The sequence below is a fragment of the Albidovulum inexpectatum genome, assembly GCF_002927635.1.
GTDB classification, from domain to species: Bacteria; Pseudomonadota; Alphaproteobacteria; order Rhodobacterales; family Rhodobacteraceae; genus Albidovulum; species Albidovulum inexpectatum.
Genome location: NZ_PRDS01000003.1, coordinates 236,426 through 249,097, shown reverse-complemented (window position 1 = coordinate 249,097; position 12,672 = coordinate 236,426). Strand labels below are relative to the sequence as shown.

Annotated in this window: 18 protein-coding genes; all 18 read right to left on the bottom strand. The window is 66.6% G+C overall.

Translation table 11 applies throughout. The annotated features are described in order from the left end of the window. Positions 1–11: 11 nt before the first annotated feature. Entirely contained in the window at positions 12–446 is a 435-nt protein-coding gene (locus LV82_RS06720; protein WP_425427740.1) for an NlpC/P60 family protein, read from the bottom strand. A 2-nt stretch (positions 447–448) separates the two neighbouring features. Beyond that, positions 449–1,336 carry a DUF2163 domain-containing protein gene (locus LV82_RS06715; protein WP_104070169.1) on the bottom strand — a complete coding sequence of 296 codons (888 nt, stop codon included), beginning with the start codon at positions 1,334–1,336 and terminating at the stop codon, positions 449–451. Further along, positions 1,333–1,965 carry a DUF2460 domain-containing protein gene (locus tag LV82_RS06710; protein ID WP_104070168.1) on the bottom strand — a complete coding sequence of 211 codons (633 nt, stop codon included), beginning with the start codon at positions 1,963–1,965 and terminating at the stop codon, positions 1,333–1,335. The genes LV82_RS06715 and LV82_RS06710 overlap by 4 nt, the downstream gene beginning before the upstream one ends. A gap of 10 nt (positions 1,966–1,975) precedes the next feature. After that, positions 1,976–2,650, bottom strand: a complete 675-nt coding sequence (locus LV82_RS06705) for a phage tail tape measure protein (RefSeq protein WP_104070166.1) — start codon at positions 2,648–2,650, stop codon at positions 1,976–1,978. A 2-nt stretch (positions 2,651–2,652) separates the two neighbouring features. Next, positions 2,653–2,856, bottom strand: coding sequence for a rcc01693 family protein (locus LV82_RS06700; protein WP_104070165.1), 204 nt, complete (start codon positions 2,854–2,856; stop codon positions 2,653–2,655). Continuing rightward, entirely contained in the window at positions 2,853–3,173 is a 321-nt protein-coding gene (locus tag LV82_RS06695) for a gene transfer agent family protein (protein ID WP_104070163.1), read from the bottom strand. The genes LV82_RS06700 and LV82_RS06695 overlap by 4 nt, the downstream gene beginning before the upstream one ends. Further along, positions 3,173–3,586: a phage major tail protein, TP901-1 family gene (locus LV82_RS06690; protein WP_104070162.1), complete on the bottom strand. Its 414-nt coding sequence runs from the start codon at positions 3,584–3,586 to the stop codon at positions 3,173–3,175. The genes LV82_RS06695 and LV82_RS06690 overlap by 1 nt, the downstream gene beginning before the upstream one ends. A 57-nt stretch (positions 3,587–3,643) precedes the next feature. Then, complete coding sequence (locus LV82_RS06685; RefSeq protein WP_104070160.1) at positions 3,644–4,051, bottom strand: DUF3168 domain-containing protein; 408 nt, start codon at positions 4,049–4,051, stop codon at positions 3,644–3,646. Next, entirely contained in the window at positions 4,048–4,386 is a 339-nt protein-coding gene (locus tag LV82_RS06680; protein WP_104070158.1) for a head-tail adaptor protein, read from the bottom strand. Before LV82_RS06680 ends, LV82_RS06685 begins: the two co-directional genes overlap by 4 nt. Then, positions 4,383–4,979, bottom strand: a complete 597-nt coding sequence (locus tag LV82_RS06675) for a head-tail connector protein (protein WP_104070156.1) — start codon at positions 4,977–4,979, stop codon at positions 4,383–4,385. The genes LV82_RS06680 and LV82_RS06675 overlap by 4 nt, the downstream gene beginning before the upstream one ends. Before the next feature lie 160 nt (positions 4,980–5,139). Next, positions 5,140–6,336: a phage major capsid protein gene (locus LV82_RS06670; protein WP_104070155.1), complete on the bottom strand. Its 1,197-nt coding sequence runs from the start codon at positions 6,334–6,336 to the stop codon at positions 5,140–5,142. A gap of 38 nt (positions 6,337–6,374) precedes the next feature. Beyond that, on the bottom strand, positions 6,375–6,935 hold the full coding sequence (locus LV82_RS06665) for an HK97 family phage prohead protease (RefSeq protein ID WP_104070153.1): 561 nt from the start codon (positions 6,933–6,935) through the stop codon (positions 6,375–6,377). 10 nt (positions 6,936–6,945) lie between these two features. Next, on the bottom strand, positions 6,946–7,182 hold the full coding sequence (locus LV82_RS06660; protein WP_104070152.1) for a GTA head formation protein, RCAP_rcc01685 family: 237 nt from the start codon (positions 7,180–7,182) through the stop codon (positions 6,946–6,948). Position 7,183: 1 nt separating this feature from the next. Continuing rightward, on the bottom strand, positions 7,184–8,356 hold the full coding sequence (locus tag LV82_RS06655) for a phage portal protein (protein WP_104070150.1): 1,173 nt from the start codon (positions 8,354–8,356) through the stop codon (positions 7,184–7,186). A 57-nt stretch (positions 8,357–8,413) separates the two neighbouring features. Continuing rightward, entirely contained in the window at positions 8,414–9,757 is a 1,344-nt protein-coding gene (locus LV82_RS06650; protein ID WP_170063365.1) for a DNA-packaging protein, read from the bottom strand. Further along, positions 9,705–10,031 (bottom strand): hypothetical protein, encoded by a 327-nt coding sequence (locus tag LV82_RS06645; protein WP_104070149.1) that lies wholly within the window; start codon positions 10,029–10,031, stop codon positions 9,705–9,707. The genes LV82_RS06650 and LV82_RS06645 overlap by 53 nt, the downstream gene beginning before the upstream one ends. A 173-nt stretch (positions 10,032–10,204) precedes the next feature. Further along, the gene (gene mltG / locus LV82_RS06640) at positions 10,205–11,359 is read right to left on the bottom strand and encodes an endolytic transglycosylase MltG (protein WP_104070147.1); all 1,155 of its coding nucleotides are present in this window, start codon (positions 11,357–11,359) and stop codon (positions 10,205–10,207) included. Then, entirely contained in the window at positions 11,359–12,621 is a 1,263-nt protein-coding gene (fabF, locus tag LV82_RS06635; protein ID WP_104070146.1) for a beta-ketoacyl-ACP synthase II, read from the bottom strand. Before fabF ends, mltG begins: the two co-directional genes overlap by 1 nt. Positions 12,622–12,672: the final 51 nt, after the last annotated feature.

The following is a 12,672-nucleotide window of genomic DNA, read 5'->3' as shown; positions in this document are numbered from 1 at the left end:
CCGACCCTCCCTCAGGGAAATTCGAACCTCACCGCCACCCGGCGCCGCCACGGCGCCGACAACGGGCTCTCGATCACGCCATGCCCCGAATAGGCATGGACAAAGCGCGCCTCCGCACCACTCTCCGACAGGATGCCCAGATGCTTGGCCACCGCGCCCGATCGCATGCGAAACAGCAGAACCTGACCAACGCGCCAGGGCTCACTCACGGCACATTCCCGCAGGTGACGCGACGCAGCCTCCCACAGCCGCTCCTCGCCGGCGGGCTCCGACCAATCCATCGTATAGGCCGGCACCGGCTCGGGTTCTTTGCCGTTCAACTCGCGCCACACACCGCGCACAAGGCCCAGGCAATCCGTCCCCGCCCCGCGCGCCGATGCCTGATGCCGATAGGGCGTGCCGATCCACGCCCGCGCGATCTCCACCACGCGCGCGCCCCGGTCCATGCTCATCGCAACGCCCCCCCGTCATTGGCGCCTCCACGAACCGGATAGGACATCAGCCAGTCCTCGCCCGGAATATGCGGGAAGCCCCGGAAATTGCGCAGATTGCCGAACTTCAACCGGCAGGTTTCCAGACGCCGATCGCATCCTGCCTCGATGCGAACCAGGTCCCCCGCAACGGGGTGGACCCGCAAGGATTGCCACAACTCGACCACCCTGCTGCCATCACCCGTCAGCCTGTCGTTCTTCACCACCCCGACCAGCCCCCGGGCAGGCCCGGACAGAACCCGCAGCCTGCCCTTCTCGAACCACCTGTCGGCATGGGCCGAAAACGCCGCAAAGCGGAACAGCCGCCCATCCTCGACCACCTCGACCGGGCGCTCCTCGGAATATCCGGACGCGCTCAGATCCACACCGCATCGCCCATCGCCCAGAACGGCCGAGCATTCGGCGTGATAGATCCGCCCCTGCTCACGGTTGAGCGCCTCGCTCAGCCCACGCAACTCGGCGCTGAACGCCCCACCCGAGCGCACGACCTCGCCAAGCGTTCCGCGGAACTGCAACACACGCATCGACACATCGGCCCAGTTCACCAGCCAGCCGCGCACCTCTGCCCCGTCATAGCGCCCGGCCAGGATATCCCGCTCCGAAATCGCCTCCGACGACAGCGCCCCAAAGGCCTCGGTATTGTCCACCGACAGGCCCGTCGCCTGCTGGATGGCACGCGCGCTCATGCCCGTATTCGCCCGGAACAGGATTCCCTCGAATTCAAGATCCCGGTCGTGGTCGGTAAAGCCCAGCTCCACGCCGTCATGCCGCCGGATCGCAACCGCACGCGCCACGCTCGTCACACCCTGCGCCAGATGCGCCTTCAGCCCCTCTGCCCCGCTCACAGCCGCACCTCCACCACCGGCACCTGTGGCACGTCCCCCGCCTGAAAGGACGCGACCGACACCTGGATCCGGTCGGTGTCAAAGCGCACCGGCACGTCGAACTCGAACCCCGCGGTCACGCGCGCGCCCACGCCGGGCGCACTTTCAAAGGCAACGATCCCGGTGGTTACATCCACAGTGAAGTGAACGCCCTCCTGCAACTCGTCGCCTTGCAGCCCCACCCGAACGGTCCCGTCCACCGGCTTGCGGATCACGCGCACCTCCTCGGCCAGACCCGACCGATAGGTCTTGACCAGCTGGAATTCACGCCGCACCCCGTCGCCGATACCGATCAGCTGGTCCTCGAATGTCGGCTCGGCCGAGGCCGGGCACGACTTGTAATCAGCCCAATCCTTCCACCGGAACCCATACAACTGCCCCTTGCGCGCCTCGAAAAAGGCGATCAGCTCGCCGATGTCATCCAGACTGCGCAGCGACACGCCCGCATCGTATCGCCTCCGCGACTGCGCCCAGGGCGTGTTGCGCTCCTCGTGACCATTGGTCAGCTGCACGATCTCCGTGCGCCGCTCCGGCCCACCGACCGAACCAAAGCTCAGATTGGCGGGAAACCGCACCTCGTGAAACGTCATCGGACCTCCCTCAGCGATTCCTGCTGCCCCGCATCAAGGCGCGGCTCATCTGCGCCGCGATCTGGCTGCGCGACCTGGCAAAGCCCTCGACATCCGGGGTCGAGACATTCATCACCACGTTCACCGGCCGCCCGCCGCCCGACACTTGCACGCCCAGACGGCCATCCGCCCCACGCGCCAGCGGCATGATCGCCTCGGCCCCCGCCTCTCCCATCAGCCCGGTGCCGCCGCGCATCGGAAAGTAGGTGGGCTGCGTCACGACCCCGCCGCGCGCAAAGGGCATCACCCGCCCCTGCGAAAAGGCTCCGCCCGCCGCAAAGGGAAAGACCCCGCTCAACAATCCGTTCATGCCCTGCGCGATCGCGCCGCCAACGGCATCCTGCACCGGCCGCATCGCCGTCGCGTAAACGGAATTCGCCATGCTCTCGGCCAGGCCCTTCAGGGCATCCGACAATTTCATTCCATCCAGGATGACCCCGTCGAACGCACGCCGCAAAGCCCCCGAAAAGCTCTTCGACAACGCATTCACCTCGCGCCCGGCAAAGACCATGCTTTCCCGAATCCGGCCCAATTCCGCGTCAAAGGCCGCCATCATCGTCCGCGCGCCGCCAAGATTTGCCTCCAGCAACGCCGCCTGCCCGGCCAACCCCACAAGGCCGTCCGATGTGTCCTCGCTCAGCGCCATTTTCACTCTCCTTCCGCCTGCCCGGGCCTGTCGGGCCACAGCCGCGCCAACTCCTCCAGCCGACTGCGATCCAGGGGCCGCGCTACCGTCGGCTCACCCAGCATCAGAACGAACTCTGCCGGGGTCAGCCGCCAGAAAGCCTCGGGCTGCAACCCCAGCCGCCCCAACGCCAGCCTCAGCAATCCCGGCCAGTCGAACCCGCTCATTCCGCCTCCGGCAACGCAAAGGCCCGGGCCAGAAGGACCGCCGCCAGCCGAGCTGCCTCCACGGGGCCCGCCCCGATCTCGACCGACATCAGATCCTCGGCGCGCCCCTTCCAGCCACCGCCCCGCAGACCCGCCACGATCACCATCAGCACATCGCGCGAAGAAAACCGCCCCGTCTCGAACCGCTCGACCAGCTCAACCAGGCTCGACGCGCCCAATCCCGCCTCCAGCTCTGCCAACGCCCCCAGGGTCAACTTCGCCACATGCGGCTCGCCATCCAGGCGGATCTCCACCTCACCAGCCCACGGATTTGCCATCAGATCGCCGTGAAGTTCAGCACGCCGGCCGATGCCAGCGTCAGCTCATAGGTCGCCTCGCCGTTATAGCTGCCCGCATACTCGATCGCGGTAATCTGAAACGGCCCCTCGACGATGCCGAAATCGGGAATGATCACCTGGAACCGCTCAACCGACCCGGCAAAGAAGATCTGCCGCGCGCGATCATCCGTTGCCGCATCGACGAACACGCCCGAACCCGAAACCGTGGCCGACCGCACCCCCGCGCCACCCAGAAGCTCGCGCCACCCGCCCTGGCTTTCCAGCGAGGTCACATCGACCGTCTCCGCATTGAAACTGATCCGCGTCGCCCGCAGGCCCGCGATCGTGGTGAATTGCCCGCCCCCAGTCAGGTCGAGCTTGATGAGTAGATCCTTGCCATTCTGGGCAGCCATCTGTCGCTCTCCAAAAGTTTCCGCTTCCGGCACCGGCCCGATGGCCGACGCCCCAAATCACAGCTCGATGCGCGCGCGAAAGGTCAGGTCGATACGCCGTTTCCCGGCCTTCTCGACTCGTCGCGCCTGGGCGGACAGGAACCACAACCCCACCACACGGCCGCGCGCCAACGCCAGCTCCTGCCCCGTCAACGCATCCGTCACCGCGGCCGCGACGTCCTTGGCGGTCTGAAACCCCGCCTCGTCACTGACGACAGACACGACGAAATCGTGCCACGCCCCCCGCCCCGTCACGTCCGAGGCATCGCGAACCGACTCGGGACCAAGCGTGACATAGGTGCCGCCCGAAAAGTCCGCCGGAGCCGCGTCATGGACCGCCGATCCCACCAGGTCCGCGACCGCCGGGTCCGTCACCAGTCGCTGATACACCGCCCCCTGCAGGGCAGTTCCGCCGCCATAGCTCATGCGACGACCTCCTCCTCGGCATGACAGACCAGATAGCGCGCGTGCCGATCCAGCTCGGTCACCGCCGTTATGCGAAAAACCCGCGCGCCCTCTCGCAGACGCTGATCGGGCCGAGGCCTCGACGGCGCCCCCGGCGGTGCGGCCCGCACGACGATCCGGTACCGGGCGCGCGACAATGTCACACCCTCGCCCTCACGCTCGCTGCCGCCGCCGGGGCGGATCTCACCCCACAGGACACCAAGACCGGCCCAGACCGTGCCGTAGCCCCCCGCGCCATCGGCGACCCGCTGCGCCTCCTCCAGCACCAGGCGCCGGTTCAGGACAGGCGCATTCATGCCGCGCCTCCGCCCAGAACCCGCACCGTCCGCCACCGCTCGATCAGCGCCAGAACACCTGCGGGCAGGCCGCGGACTGTACCGGTCTCATGCCGGTTCTCGTGATACGCCGCCGCCAGCAGGAACACCGCCTGCGCAAGATCCGCCGGCACATCGGCCCATCCCGGTCCAAATCCGGCGGAAAAGACGATCTCGACACGCCCGCCATCCGGCACCACGGGCAGCAGGCTTCCAACGGCGACGATCCGCGACCGCTGCACATCCCGCACCAGCCGGTATGCCGATGGATCGACCAGGCTGGCGACGCCTTCGCGATCCAGCATCGTCACCGAACGCACGCTCACAGCCGGCGCAACCGGCAACGCCTGCACATCCGGCCAGCGCCACCGCTCCAGCTCCAGAACGAATTCCCGTTCGATCAGCGCCTTTCCGGTCCGCGCCTCGATCGCCGCGATGGCGGCCCGCAAATAGCTCTCGGCCAGCGCGTCCTGCACCCCGTCATCGGCGAAACCCGATCCCAGCCGCAGGTGATCCCTGAAGGCCGCAACGGGCAATGCAGACTGCGCCACCGGCGCGACTTCGCTCAGCATCATGGGAAATCCTCCCGAAATCCGCCCCAACGCAGAAACAATCCCGGACGCGGACCCACCCCCCGCACCGCTCGGACGGAGAGAGATGGTCAAGCTGGACGACACGACGGGCAAACAGGGCCCGCGCCCGGCAGCCGGGCCCTGCCCGACCGATCCGCGCCCCTTACGAGACGGCGAATTTCAGAAGCTTGATCGCGGCAAAGTCGCTGACATCACCGCCCACGCGCTTCGACGCATAGAACAGCACATGCGGCTTGGCGCTGAAGGGATCGCGCAGGACGCGCATGTCGGGACGCTCGGCGATCGTATAGCCCGCCTTGAAGTCGCCAAATGCGATGGCAAAGGCATCCGGCGCGATATCCGGCATGTCTTCGGCAATCAGCACCGGATAGCCCATCAGACGCGCCGGCTCGCCGGCGGCCAGACCGTCCGTCCACAGGAAGCGGCCATCGGCATCCTTCATCTTGCGCACCGCGCCCGCGGTCTTCGAGTTCATGACGAAGGTCGCGTTCGCGCGATACTCCGCGCCCAGCGCATAGACCAGGTCGATGATCGCATCCGACGCATTGGTCGCGGCAAAGTCACCCGCGGCGCCCGTCGGCACATAGCCCAGCGTGCCCCAGGTCCAGGCATTGTTGTCCACCGCCGTATGGCTCAGGAATCCCTTGGGCTTGTCGATCCCGTCGCCGCTGATGAAGGCCTGCGCCTCGGCACGGGCAAACTTGTCGGCAATCCGCTCGGCCAGCCACCCCTCGACGTCAAAGGCCGTGTCATCCAGCAACCGCTGGCTCGCCTTCGGCATCGCGGCCAGCTCGTGCAGCGGGATCGAGATGCGGTCGATCTGCGGCGTCGTCGTCTCGCTCAGCCCCGCAGTTTCGGTGGCCCAGCCCGATCCCATCTCGCTGTGATCCACCAGAACGTCAAAGCTGCCCGATTCCACGGTGACGACGCGCGCCACCCGCCGCAGCGAACTGGACGAACGCAGCACCCCACGGATCCGATCGGTCGTCTCGGGATCGACCAGGAATCCGCCCTCGGCCGCCACCTGCGTGTTCATCGCCTTGCCCTCGATGGCCAGGCCACGCAGCCCGTCATCGTCGCCGCTGCGCAGATAGGCGGCAAAGGCCTTGCGATGCGGCGCCTCGACATCGGCGTGGGTGGCCAGCGCCGGGCGCCCGGCGACGATAGATTTGCGATCCAGCATGGTCAGTCGCTCTTCCTGTTGTTGCAACCTGGTTTTCACTTCGTCACGAAAGCCCCTGAATTCCTTCAGAAACCCCTCGAACGCAGACTTCACGTCCCCGCCCGGCGCGCCAGGCACGCCGATATCGGTCCGAGCCTTCGTCTCGGCCTTGCTCATTGCCTTCACCTCACGTCAGATGATGTGTGCAGACAGGCTCACTCCCCGCCCGCCAGCATCTGGCGCGCCGCTTCGAACAGCGCCGCCAGCTCGGCCGTCTCCGCCGCCTCCGGGCTTTCGCCCTTGGCCGCGACACGCGCCTGTGGAAGCATCGGGAACGTCACCAACGACACCTCCCACAGCTCCACCTCCCGAAGAAGCCGTCGCCCCTTCGAATCCTTCTCGGCTCGCACCACGCGATAGCCGATCGACAATCCGTCAACCGCCCCGGCGGCGACCAGCGCCGCCGCCTCGCGTCCGCGCTCCACCTCCGTCAGGATGCGCCCCCTGACCCGCAGGCCCCGCGCGTCCTCGACGATCTCCTCCCATACGCCGATCGGCTGGGCCGGATCATGTTGCCACAGCATCTTCACCGCGCCACGTGCCCCGGGCGCACCGTTCAAGGACCGCCCATAGGCTCCCGGCAGAACGATATCGCCGCCCTGGTCCTCCAGCCCGAAGACCGAGGCATATCCCTCGATCACGCAGCCATCGGTCACGGCCACGTCACCACCCAGCCGGCAGAACTTCGTCTCCAGCCCAAAGTCGTTGATCCCCATGATCGCCTTCCTATTTCGGCCCGAAATCGATCAGCCCCTGCACCGCCTGGCTCAGGATCACGCCGACCACGCCAAAGACCGTCATCCACAACCGCCGCTCGACGCCCGCGATCATCGCCTCGATCCGCTCCAGCCGCTTGTCCACGGCCTCGAACTGAACCGCCATGATCTTCTCGGTCGCCGCGAACCGATGCTCATGGGCACATTCGAACGGCTCCTTCAGATACCGCGATCCCGGCCCCGACATCTCAATCCCCTCCCGACAGGCGGGGCAGCCCCAGCAGGGCGCGCTTCTCATCGTCCGTCAGGAAATCGGCCTCGCCGATACGCTTCCATTGCTGGTCACGCTCGCCCGCAAGCGCCGGCACCTGGTCCAGGTCGGGCCGCAGCACGATCTCCTCGCCCAGATGCGACGAAAGCCAATGCCCGATCGCCGCCGTGACACGCTGGGCCAGCGGCAGGACCGTCAGCCGATAGAAGGCCCGGTTCGCCTCCTGGTAATTTGCATAGGTCGCATCCCCCGGAATCCCCATCAGCATCGGCGGCACGCCAAAGGCCACGGCAATCTCCCGCGCGGCAGCCTCCTTGGTCTTCTGGAACTCCATGTCCGAAGGGCTGAAGCCCATCGGCTTCCAGTCCAGCCCGCCCTCCAGCAGCATCGGCCGGCCGGCATTGCGCGCGCCCTGATGATAGCGTTCCAGCTCCTCTTGCAGCCGCTCGTACTGATCCTCGCTCAGCATCCCCTGACCGTCGGCGCCGCGGAACACGATCGCCCCCGAAGGCCGCGCCGCGTTGTCCAGCAATGCCTTCGACCAGGCCGAGGCCGAATTGTGCACGTCGATCGCCACCGCCGCCGCCTGCAACGGCGACAACCCATAATGATCGTCCAGAGGATGAAAGCTCCTGATATGACAGATCGGATCGACCGGCCCCGTCATGTCAAATCGATGCTTGCGCCCGCCCACGGCGTAATCATAGGCCACGGGCCACCCATCCGGCCCCGGCACCACGCTCATGCGATCCGACCGCAGCACATGCAGCTCCTGCGGAATCCCCGGCCCGCCGACCGCCTCGACATAGCCATTGCCCGACAACAGCAACTGACCGTACAGCGCCTCGAACATCTCGGCCCGCCCCTGGCCCGGATTGGGACGCCGGATCAGGTCGATCACCGGATGCGTGTCATATCGACACTTGCCATCTTCACAGACCAGCGGCAGGGCCGCTGCCGCCTCCGCAATCATCTTGACCGCCCGAAAGCCCACCGGATTTCCGATGAACCCGGTCCGCGTCAGGCTGACCGTATCGCGCGGCGACCAGGCCACCCGCCCCGAACTGCCCCAGGCCACGACCCGCCCGGCGGCAGACGCCTTCCGCTCCGACGCCGCGGGTTCCGCGCGCCGAAAGAAATTCCATACCATCCGATTTCTCCTGTCTCGCTCGGCCTCTTCGGGCACTCCGCTCGCCGCGCCAGCCTCCTAGAGCGGCCTGACCCGCGGCCGGCGCCACCGCGCTGCGGGCTCGACAATCAGCTCCGTCAGCGCCCAGACCAGCGCGTCCACCCTGTCGGGCGAGCCCCGGCCCTGATAGCCCTGCCGGCTCATCCGGCACATCTGCTCCTCCAGCAGATGCAGCCCCCGCAGGTGATGGACTCGCCCCTGTTCATACAGCGCCGCGACCGGCTCGGCGCGCGCGGCCTTGCCCCGACTTGCATGCACCGCACGAAACGGAACCACGGGATCGATTTGCCGGATCACGGCCTCGACCATCTGCCCTCCCTGGTTCACCTCGGCGACCAGCCGATCGGCCCCATGCCGTTCCATCGCCGCAATCGCCGCGCGCGCCCAGCCATCGGGCCGCGCCCCCTGGACCGAGGCATCCTCCAGGACCCACGCCCGCCACTCCGACGGCGCCCCTTCGGTCAGCGCCCCGACCACGACGATCCCGCATTCATCCGACGCCTCGTGCCCGCTGGTCGGCGGATCGATTGCCACGACGACCCGGCTCAGCCGCTCGGGTGCCGCCGAGCGGCACTTCTCCAGAATCTCGGTCGTCCACAGCGCGCCTTCGACATCCTCCAGCAACACACCGTCCAGCTCCTGCCGCCCGATCCGCGTTCCGCCATAGCGCGCCCGCACCTCCTCCAGGAACGATTCCGCCAGATAGGCCCTGTTCGCCTCGGTCGGTGCCTGCGTCACCACGGTCGACGGATTGTTCAGGATCGCCTTCAACACGCCGACATTGCGCGGCGTCGTCGTCACCACCTGCCTTGGATCGGTTCCCAGTCGCAGCGCAAACTGCAGCATGTCCCAGGCTTCATGCGCCTTCGGCCACTTGGCCAGCTCATCGGCCCAGGCCGCATCGAATTGCGGCCCCCGCAACCCCTCGGGACTATGCGCCGAATAGACCTCGGCCACCGCGCCATTCGGCCAGACCAGCCGCCGCTTGCCCGCCTCCCAGACCGGGCGCCGGTCGGGCGGGCTGCAGGCCATGATCCCGCTCTGGCCAAAGATCATGACCTTCTCGACCTGCTCCAGGGTCTCCCCCACCAAGGCCACCCGCCGCGCCACGCCCGGGTCCATCGGCGCGGCGCCCTCGACCTGCGCGCGCACCCACTCGGCCCCTGCCCGCGTCTTGCCCGCGCCCCGCCCGCCCATGATGACCCAGGTCTTCCAGCCCCCCTCGGGCGGCAGCTGGTGCGGCAGCGCCCAGAACTCGAACAGCCACGGCAACGCCATCAGCGCCCCGTCGCTCAACCCGCCCAGAAACTCATCCACCACATCCTGCGTCGCGCAGGCAAGCCAGCCGGCGGCAGACCTCATCTCGCGCCGCCTCCAGGTCGAGGGCATAGTCATAGACGATGCCCTCCTCGTCCTTGCGAAGTTTTGCAACGCGCACCCTCTCTTCCAAAATCAGCTTGTAAGCCGTTCGCAGATCACCCACCTGCCGGCCAATCTCCCTGACATCGCCCAGCTCGCCCGACCTCAACCGCTCCAGCGACAGGCGCAGCGCGCCCACGGTTTCATCGAACAGCTTCTGAACCTCCACGACCTCGGGGCTTTGGCAGATATCCCGCTCCGAAACGCGCCTGATCATCCGGTTGCACCGCCTCTCCTGCCCGTCCGTACGAGAGAAACGAAAAAGCGGCTCCGGGATCGCTCCCGGGGCCGCTTGCCCACTTCTTCCAGCTTGCCCGAACGTATATCTCCGACCGTTCGGAAAGTCAAGAAAAATAGTGTTATCAGTGTGTTAACGAACCGTTCGTCACTTCACTGCCCTGCCCTCTCCGCCTCGATCGCGCGCCAGCGCGCAACATTGCGGTTGTGTTCGGCCAGGGTTTCGGCGAAGGCATGTCCGCCCGTCCCATCGGCAACGAAATACAGGTAATCCGTCTCCGCCGGGTTCAGCGCCGCCTCGATGCTTTCACGGCCGGGATTGGCAATCGGCGTCGGCGGCAAGCCCTCGATCACATAGGTATTGTAAGGCGTGCGCGCCCGCAGCTCGCTCTGCCGCAGCCCGCGCCCCAGCACGCCCTTGCCCTTGGTGATCCCATAGATCACCGTCGGGTCGGTCTGCAGCTTCATGCCCTTGCGCAGCCGATTGACGAATACGCTCGCGACAATCCGCCGCTCCTCGGGCACGCCGGTTTCCTTCTCCACGATCGAGGCCATGATCAACGCCTCTTCCGGCGTCTCATAGGGCAAACCATCTGCCCGCGCGGCCCAGGCCTCCGCCAGGATCGTCTCCTGCCGCTGCCGCATCCGCTGCAGCAGGGCGCTGCGCTCCTCGCCCCGTTCGACCTCATAGCTATGGGGCGCAAGCCATCCCTCGTCGGGAACCTCTTCCACCTCGCCACTCAGGAAGTCCGCCCGCTTCAGCGCCTCGACCACCTGCCAGCTCGTGACACCTTCGGCCATCGTCACGCGAAAGCGAAGACCGGGATCTTCCATCCCCGCGACATATTCGGCGGGTGCCTCTTCGGTCGCCGGATCGAACCGCGCAACTTCGACATAGCGATTTTCGGCAGGTTCCAGCTCACGCAACAGGATATCCGTCCCGTTCACACCGATGCGCAGATTGACCTCCGCGCCACAGGTCGAAACCCCGGTCCCGGTGATCGCGTCGACGATCTCGGCCATGGACGCATGTTCTTCGATCCGGAACGAACCAGCCTTCAGCCCAGCCGTCTTTCCGGCATAGTCGGCGCCGACGCGAAAGATGAACTCGCTCGATATCGCCCCGCGCTCGGCCAGGTCCGCCGCGATCTTGCGAAAGTTCGACCCGGCCGGAACGCGCAGACAGATCGCCTCGGCCAGCGGCCCCGGGCCTTCATACTGCTTCTGAGCCCAGGCCACGAGGCCCGCAATCCCCAGCAGCAGCACGATCGCAACCGTCAGAAAGCCCGAGGCGATATTGCGCCACATCACGCGTCCACCCGACCCAGAATCAGCGACGCATTCGTGCCACCAAAGCCGAACGAGTTCGACAGCGCCACGTTGATCTCACGCTTCACCGCCTTGTTCGGCGCAAGATCGATCGGTGTCTCGACCGCCGGATTGTCCAGGTTGATCGTCGGCGGCGCAATCTGGTCACGAATGGCCAGCACGCAGAAGATCGCCTCGACCGCGCCGGCCGCGCCCAGCAGATGTCCGATCGACGACTTGGTCGACGACATCGTCACCTTGCCCGCAGCCTCGCCCAGCAAACGCTCGACGGCGGCCAGTTCGATCACATCGGCCATGGTGCTCGTGCCATGCGCGTTGACATAGTCGATCCGGTCGGGCGTCAACCCCGCCCGCTTCAGGGCGGCCTGCATGCAGCGATAGGCCCCATCCCCATCCTCGCTCGGCGCGGTGATGTGATAGGCATCGCCCGAAAGGCCATAGCCCAGAACCTCGGCATAGATCTTCGCGCCGCGCGCCCTGGCGTGCTCGTATTCCTCCAGCACCACGACACCCGCGCCCTCGCCCATCACGAATCCGTCGCGATCCGCGTCATAGGGCCGGCTTGCCTTCTGGGGCTCATCGGCACGCTTGGTGGACAGCGCCTTGCAGGCATTGAACCCCGCGATTCCGATTTCCGAGATCGGGTTCTCTGCCCCGCCGGCGATCATCACATCCGCATCACCCCACTGGATCAGGCGCGCGGCATCGCCAATCGCATGCGCTCCGGTCGAACAGGCCGTCACCACCGCATGGTTCGGCCCCTTGAAGCCATAGCGAATGCTGACCTGCCCCGAAACAAGGTTGATCAACGAGCCAGGAATGAAGAAGGGCGAAACCCGCTTCGGACCACGGTCCTTGATCAGGTTGGCCGTCTCCGCGATCGAGCTCAGCCCCCCGATCCCCGATCCGATCATCACGCCGGTCCGCAGGCGGCTTTCCTCGTCCTCTGGCATCCAGCCCGCATCGCGAACCGCCTGTTCGGCCGCCGCAAGACCATACAGGATGAAGTCATCGACCTTGCGCCGCTCCTTCGGCTCCATCCAGTCGTCCGGGTTGAAGGTTCCGTCCGACCCGTCACCAAAGGGAATCTCGCAGGCATACTTGGTCACGACATTCGAGGCGTCGAACCGGGTTATCGGCCCCGCGCCGGATTGCCCGGCAATCAGCCGCTTCCAGGTTTCCTCGACCCCGCAGGCCAAGGGAGTGACCATTCCAAGCCCCGTTACGACAACTCGCCTCATCCGTGTTCCCCACAAAGTTTCGCGTTCAGGGCTTGATACACGCCCGGCCCG

Excerpts from the sequence above, each read along its gene's own strand:
- LV82_RS06720 (WP_425427740.1), bottom strand. The coding sequence starts at position 446 with ATGGACCGGGGCGCGCGCGTGGTGGAGATCGCGCGGGCGTGGATCGGC.
- LV82_RS06710 (WP_104070168.1), bottom strand. The coding sequence starts at position 1,965 with ATGACGTTTCACGAGGTGCGGTTTCCCGCCAATCTGAGCTTTGGTTCG.
- LV82_RS06705 (WP_104070166.1), bottom strand. The coding sequence starts at position 2,650 with ATGGCGCTGAGCGAGGACACATCGGACGGCCTTGTGGGGTTGGCCGGG.
- LV82_RS06700 (WP_104070165.1), bottom strand. The coding sequence starts at position 2,856 with ATGAGCGGGTTCGACTGGCCGGGATTGCTGAGGCTGGCGTTGGGGCGG.
- LV82_RS06695 (WP_104070163.1), bottom strand. The coding sequence starts at position 3,173 with ATGGCAAATCCGTGGGCTGGTGAGGTGGAGATCCGCCTGGATGGCGAG.
- LV82_RS06690 (WP_104070162.1), bottom strand. The coding sequence starts at position 3,586 with ATGGCTGCCCAGAATGGCAAGGATCTACTCATCAAGCTCGACCTGACT.
- LV82_RS06685 (WP_104070160.1), bottom strand. The coding sequence starts at position 4,051 with ATGAGCTATGGCGGCGGAACTGCCCTGCAGGGGGCGGTGTATCAGCGA.
- LV82_RS06680 (WP_104070158.1), bottom strand. The coding sequence starts at position 4,386 with ATGAATGCGCCTGTCCTGAACCGGCGCCTGGTGCTGGAGGAGGCGCAG.
- LV82_RS06675 (WP_104070156.1), bottom strand. The coding sequence starts at position 4,979 with ATGATGCTGAGCGAAGTCGCGCCGGTGGCGCAGTCTGCATTGCCCGTT.
- LV82_RS06670 (WP_104070155.1), bottom strand. The coding sequence starts at position 6,336 with ATGAGCAAGGCCGAGACGAAGGCTCGGACCGATATCGGCGTGCCTGGC.
- LV82_RS06665 (WP_104070153.1), bottom strand. The coding sequence starts at position 6,935 with ATGGGGATCAACGACTTTGGGCTGGAGACGAAGTTCTGCCGGCTGGGT.
- LV82_RS06660 (WP_104070152.1), bottom strand. The coding sequence starts at position 7,182 with ATGTCGGGGCCGGGATCGCGGTATCTGAAGGAGCCGTTCGAATGTGCC.
- LV82_RS06655 (WP_104070150.1), bottom strand. The coding sequence starts at position 8,356 with ATGGTATGGAATTTCTTTCGGCGCGCGGAACCCGCGGCGTCGGAGCGG.
- LV82_RS06650 (WP_170063365.1), bottom strand. The coding sequence starts at position 9,757 with ATGAGGTCTGCCGCCGGCTGGCTTGCCTGCGCGACGCAGGATGTGGTG.
- LV82_RS06645 (WP_104070149.1), bottom strand. The coding sequence starts at position 10,031 with ATGATCAGGCGCGTTTCGGAGCGGGATATCTGCCAAAGCCCCGAGGTC.
- mltG (WP_104070147.1), bottom strand. The coding sequence starts at position 11,359 with ATGTGGCGCAATATCGCCTCGGGCTTTCTGACGGTTGCGATCGTGCTG.
- fabF (WP_104070146.1), bottom strand. The coding sequence starts at position 12,621 with ATGAGGCGAGTTGTCGTAACGGGGCTTGGAATGGTCACTCCCTTGGCC.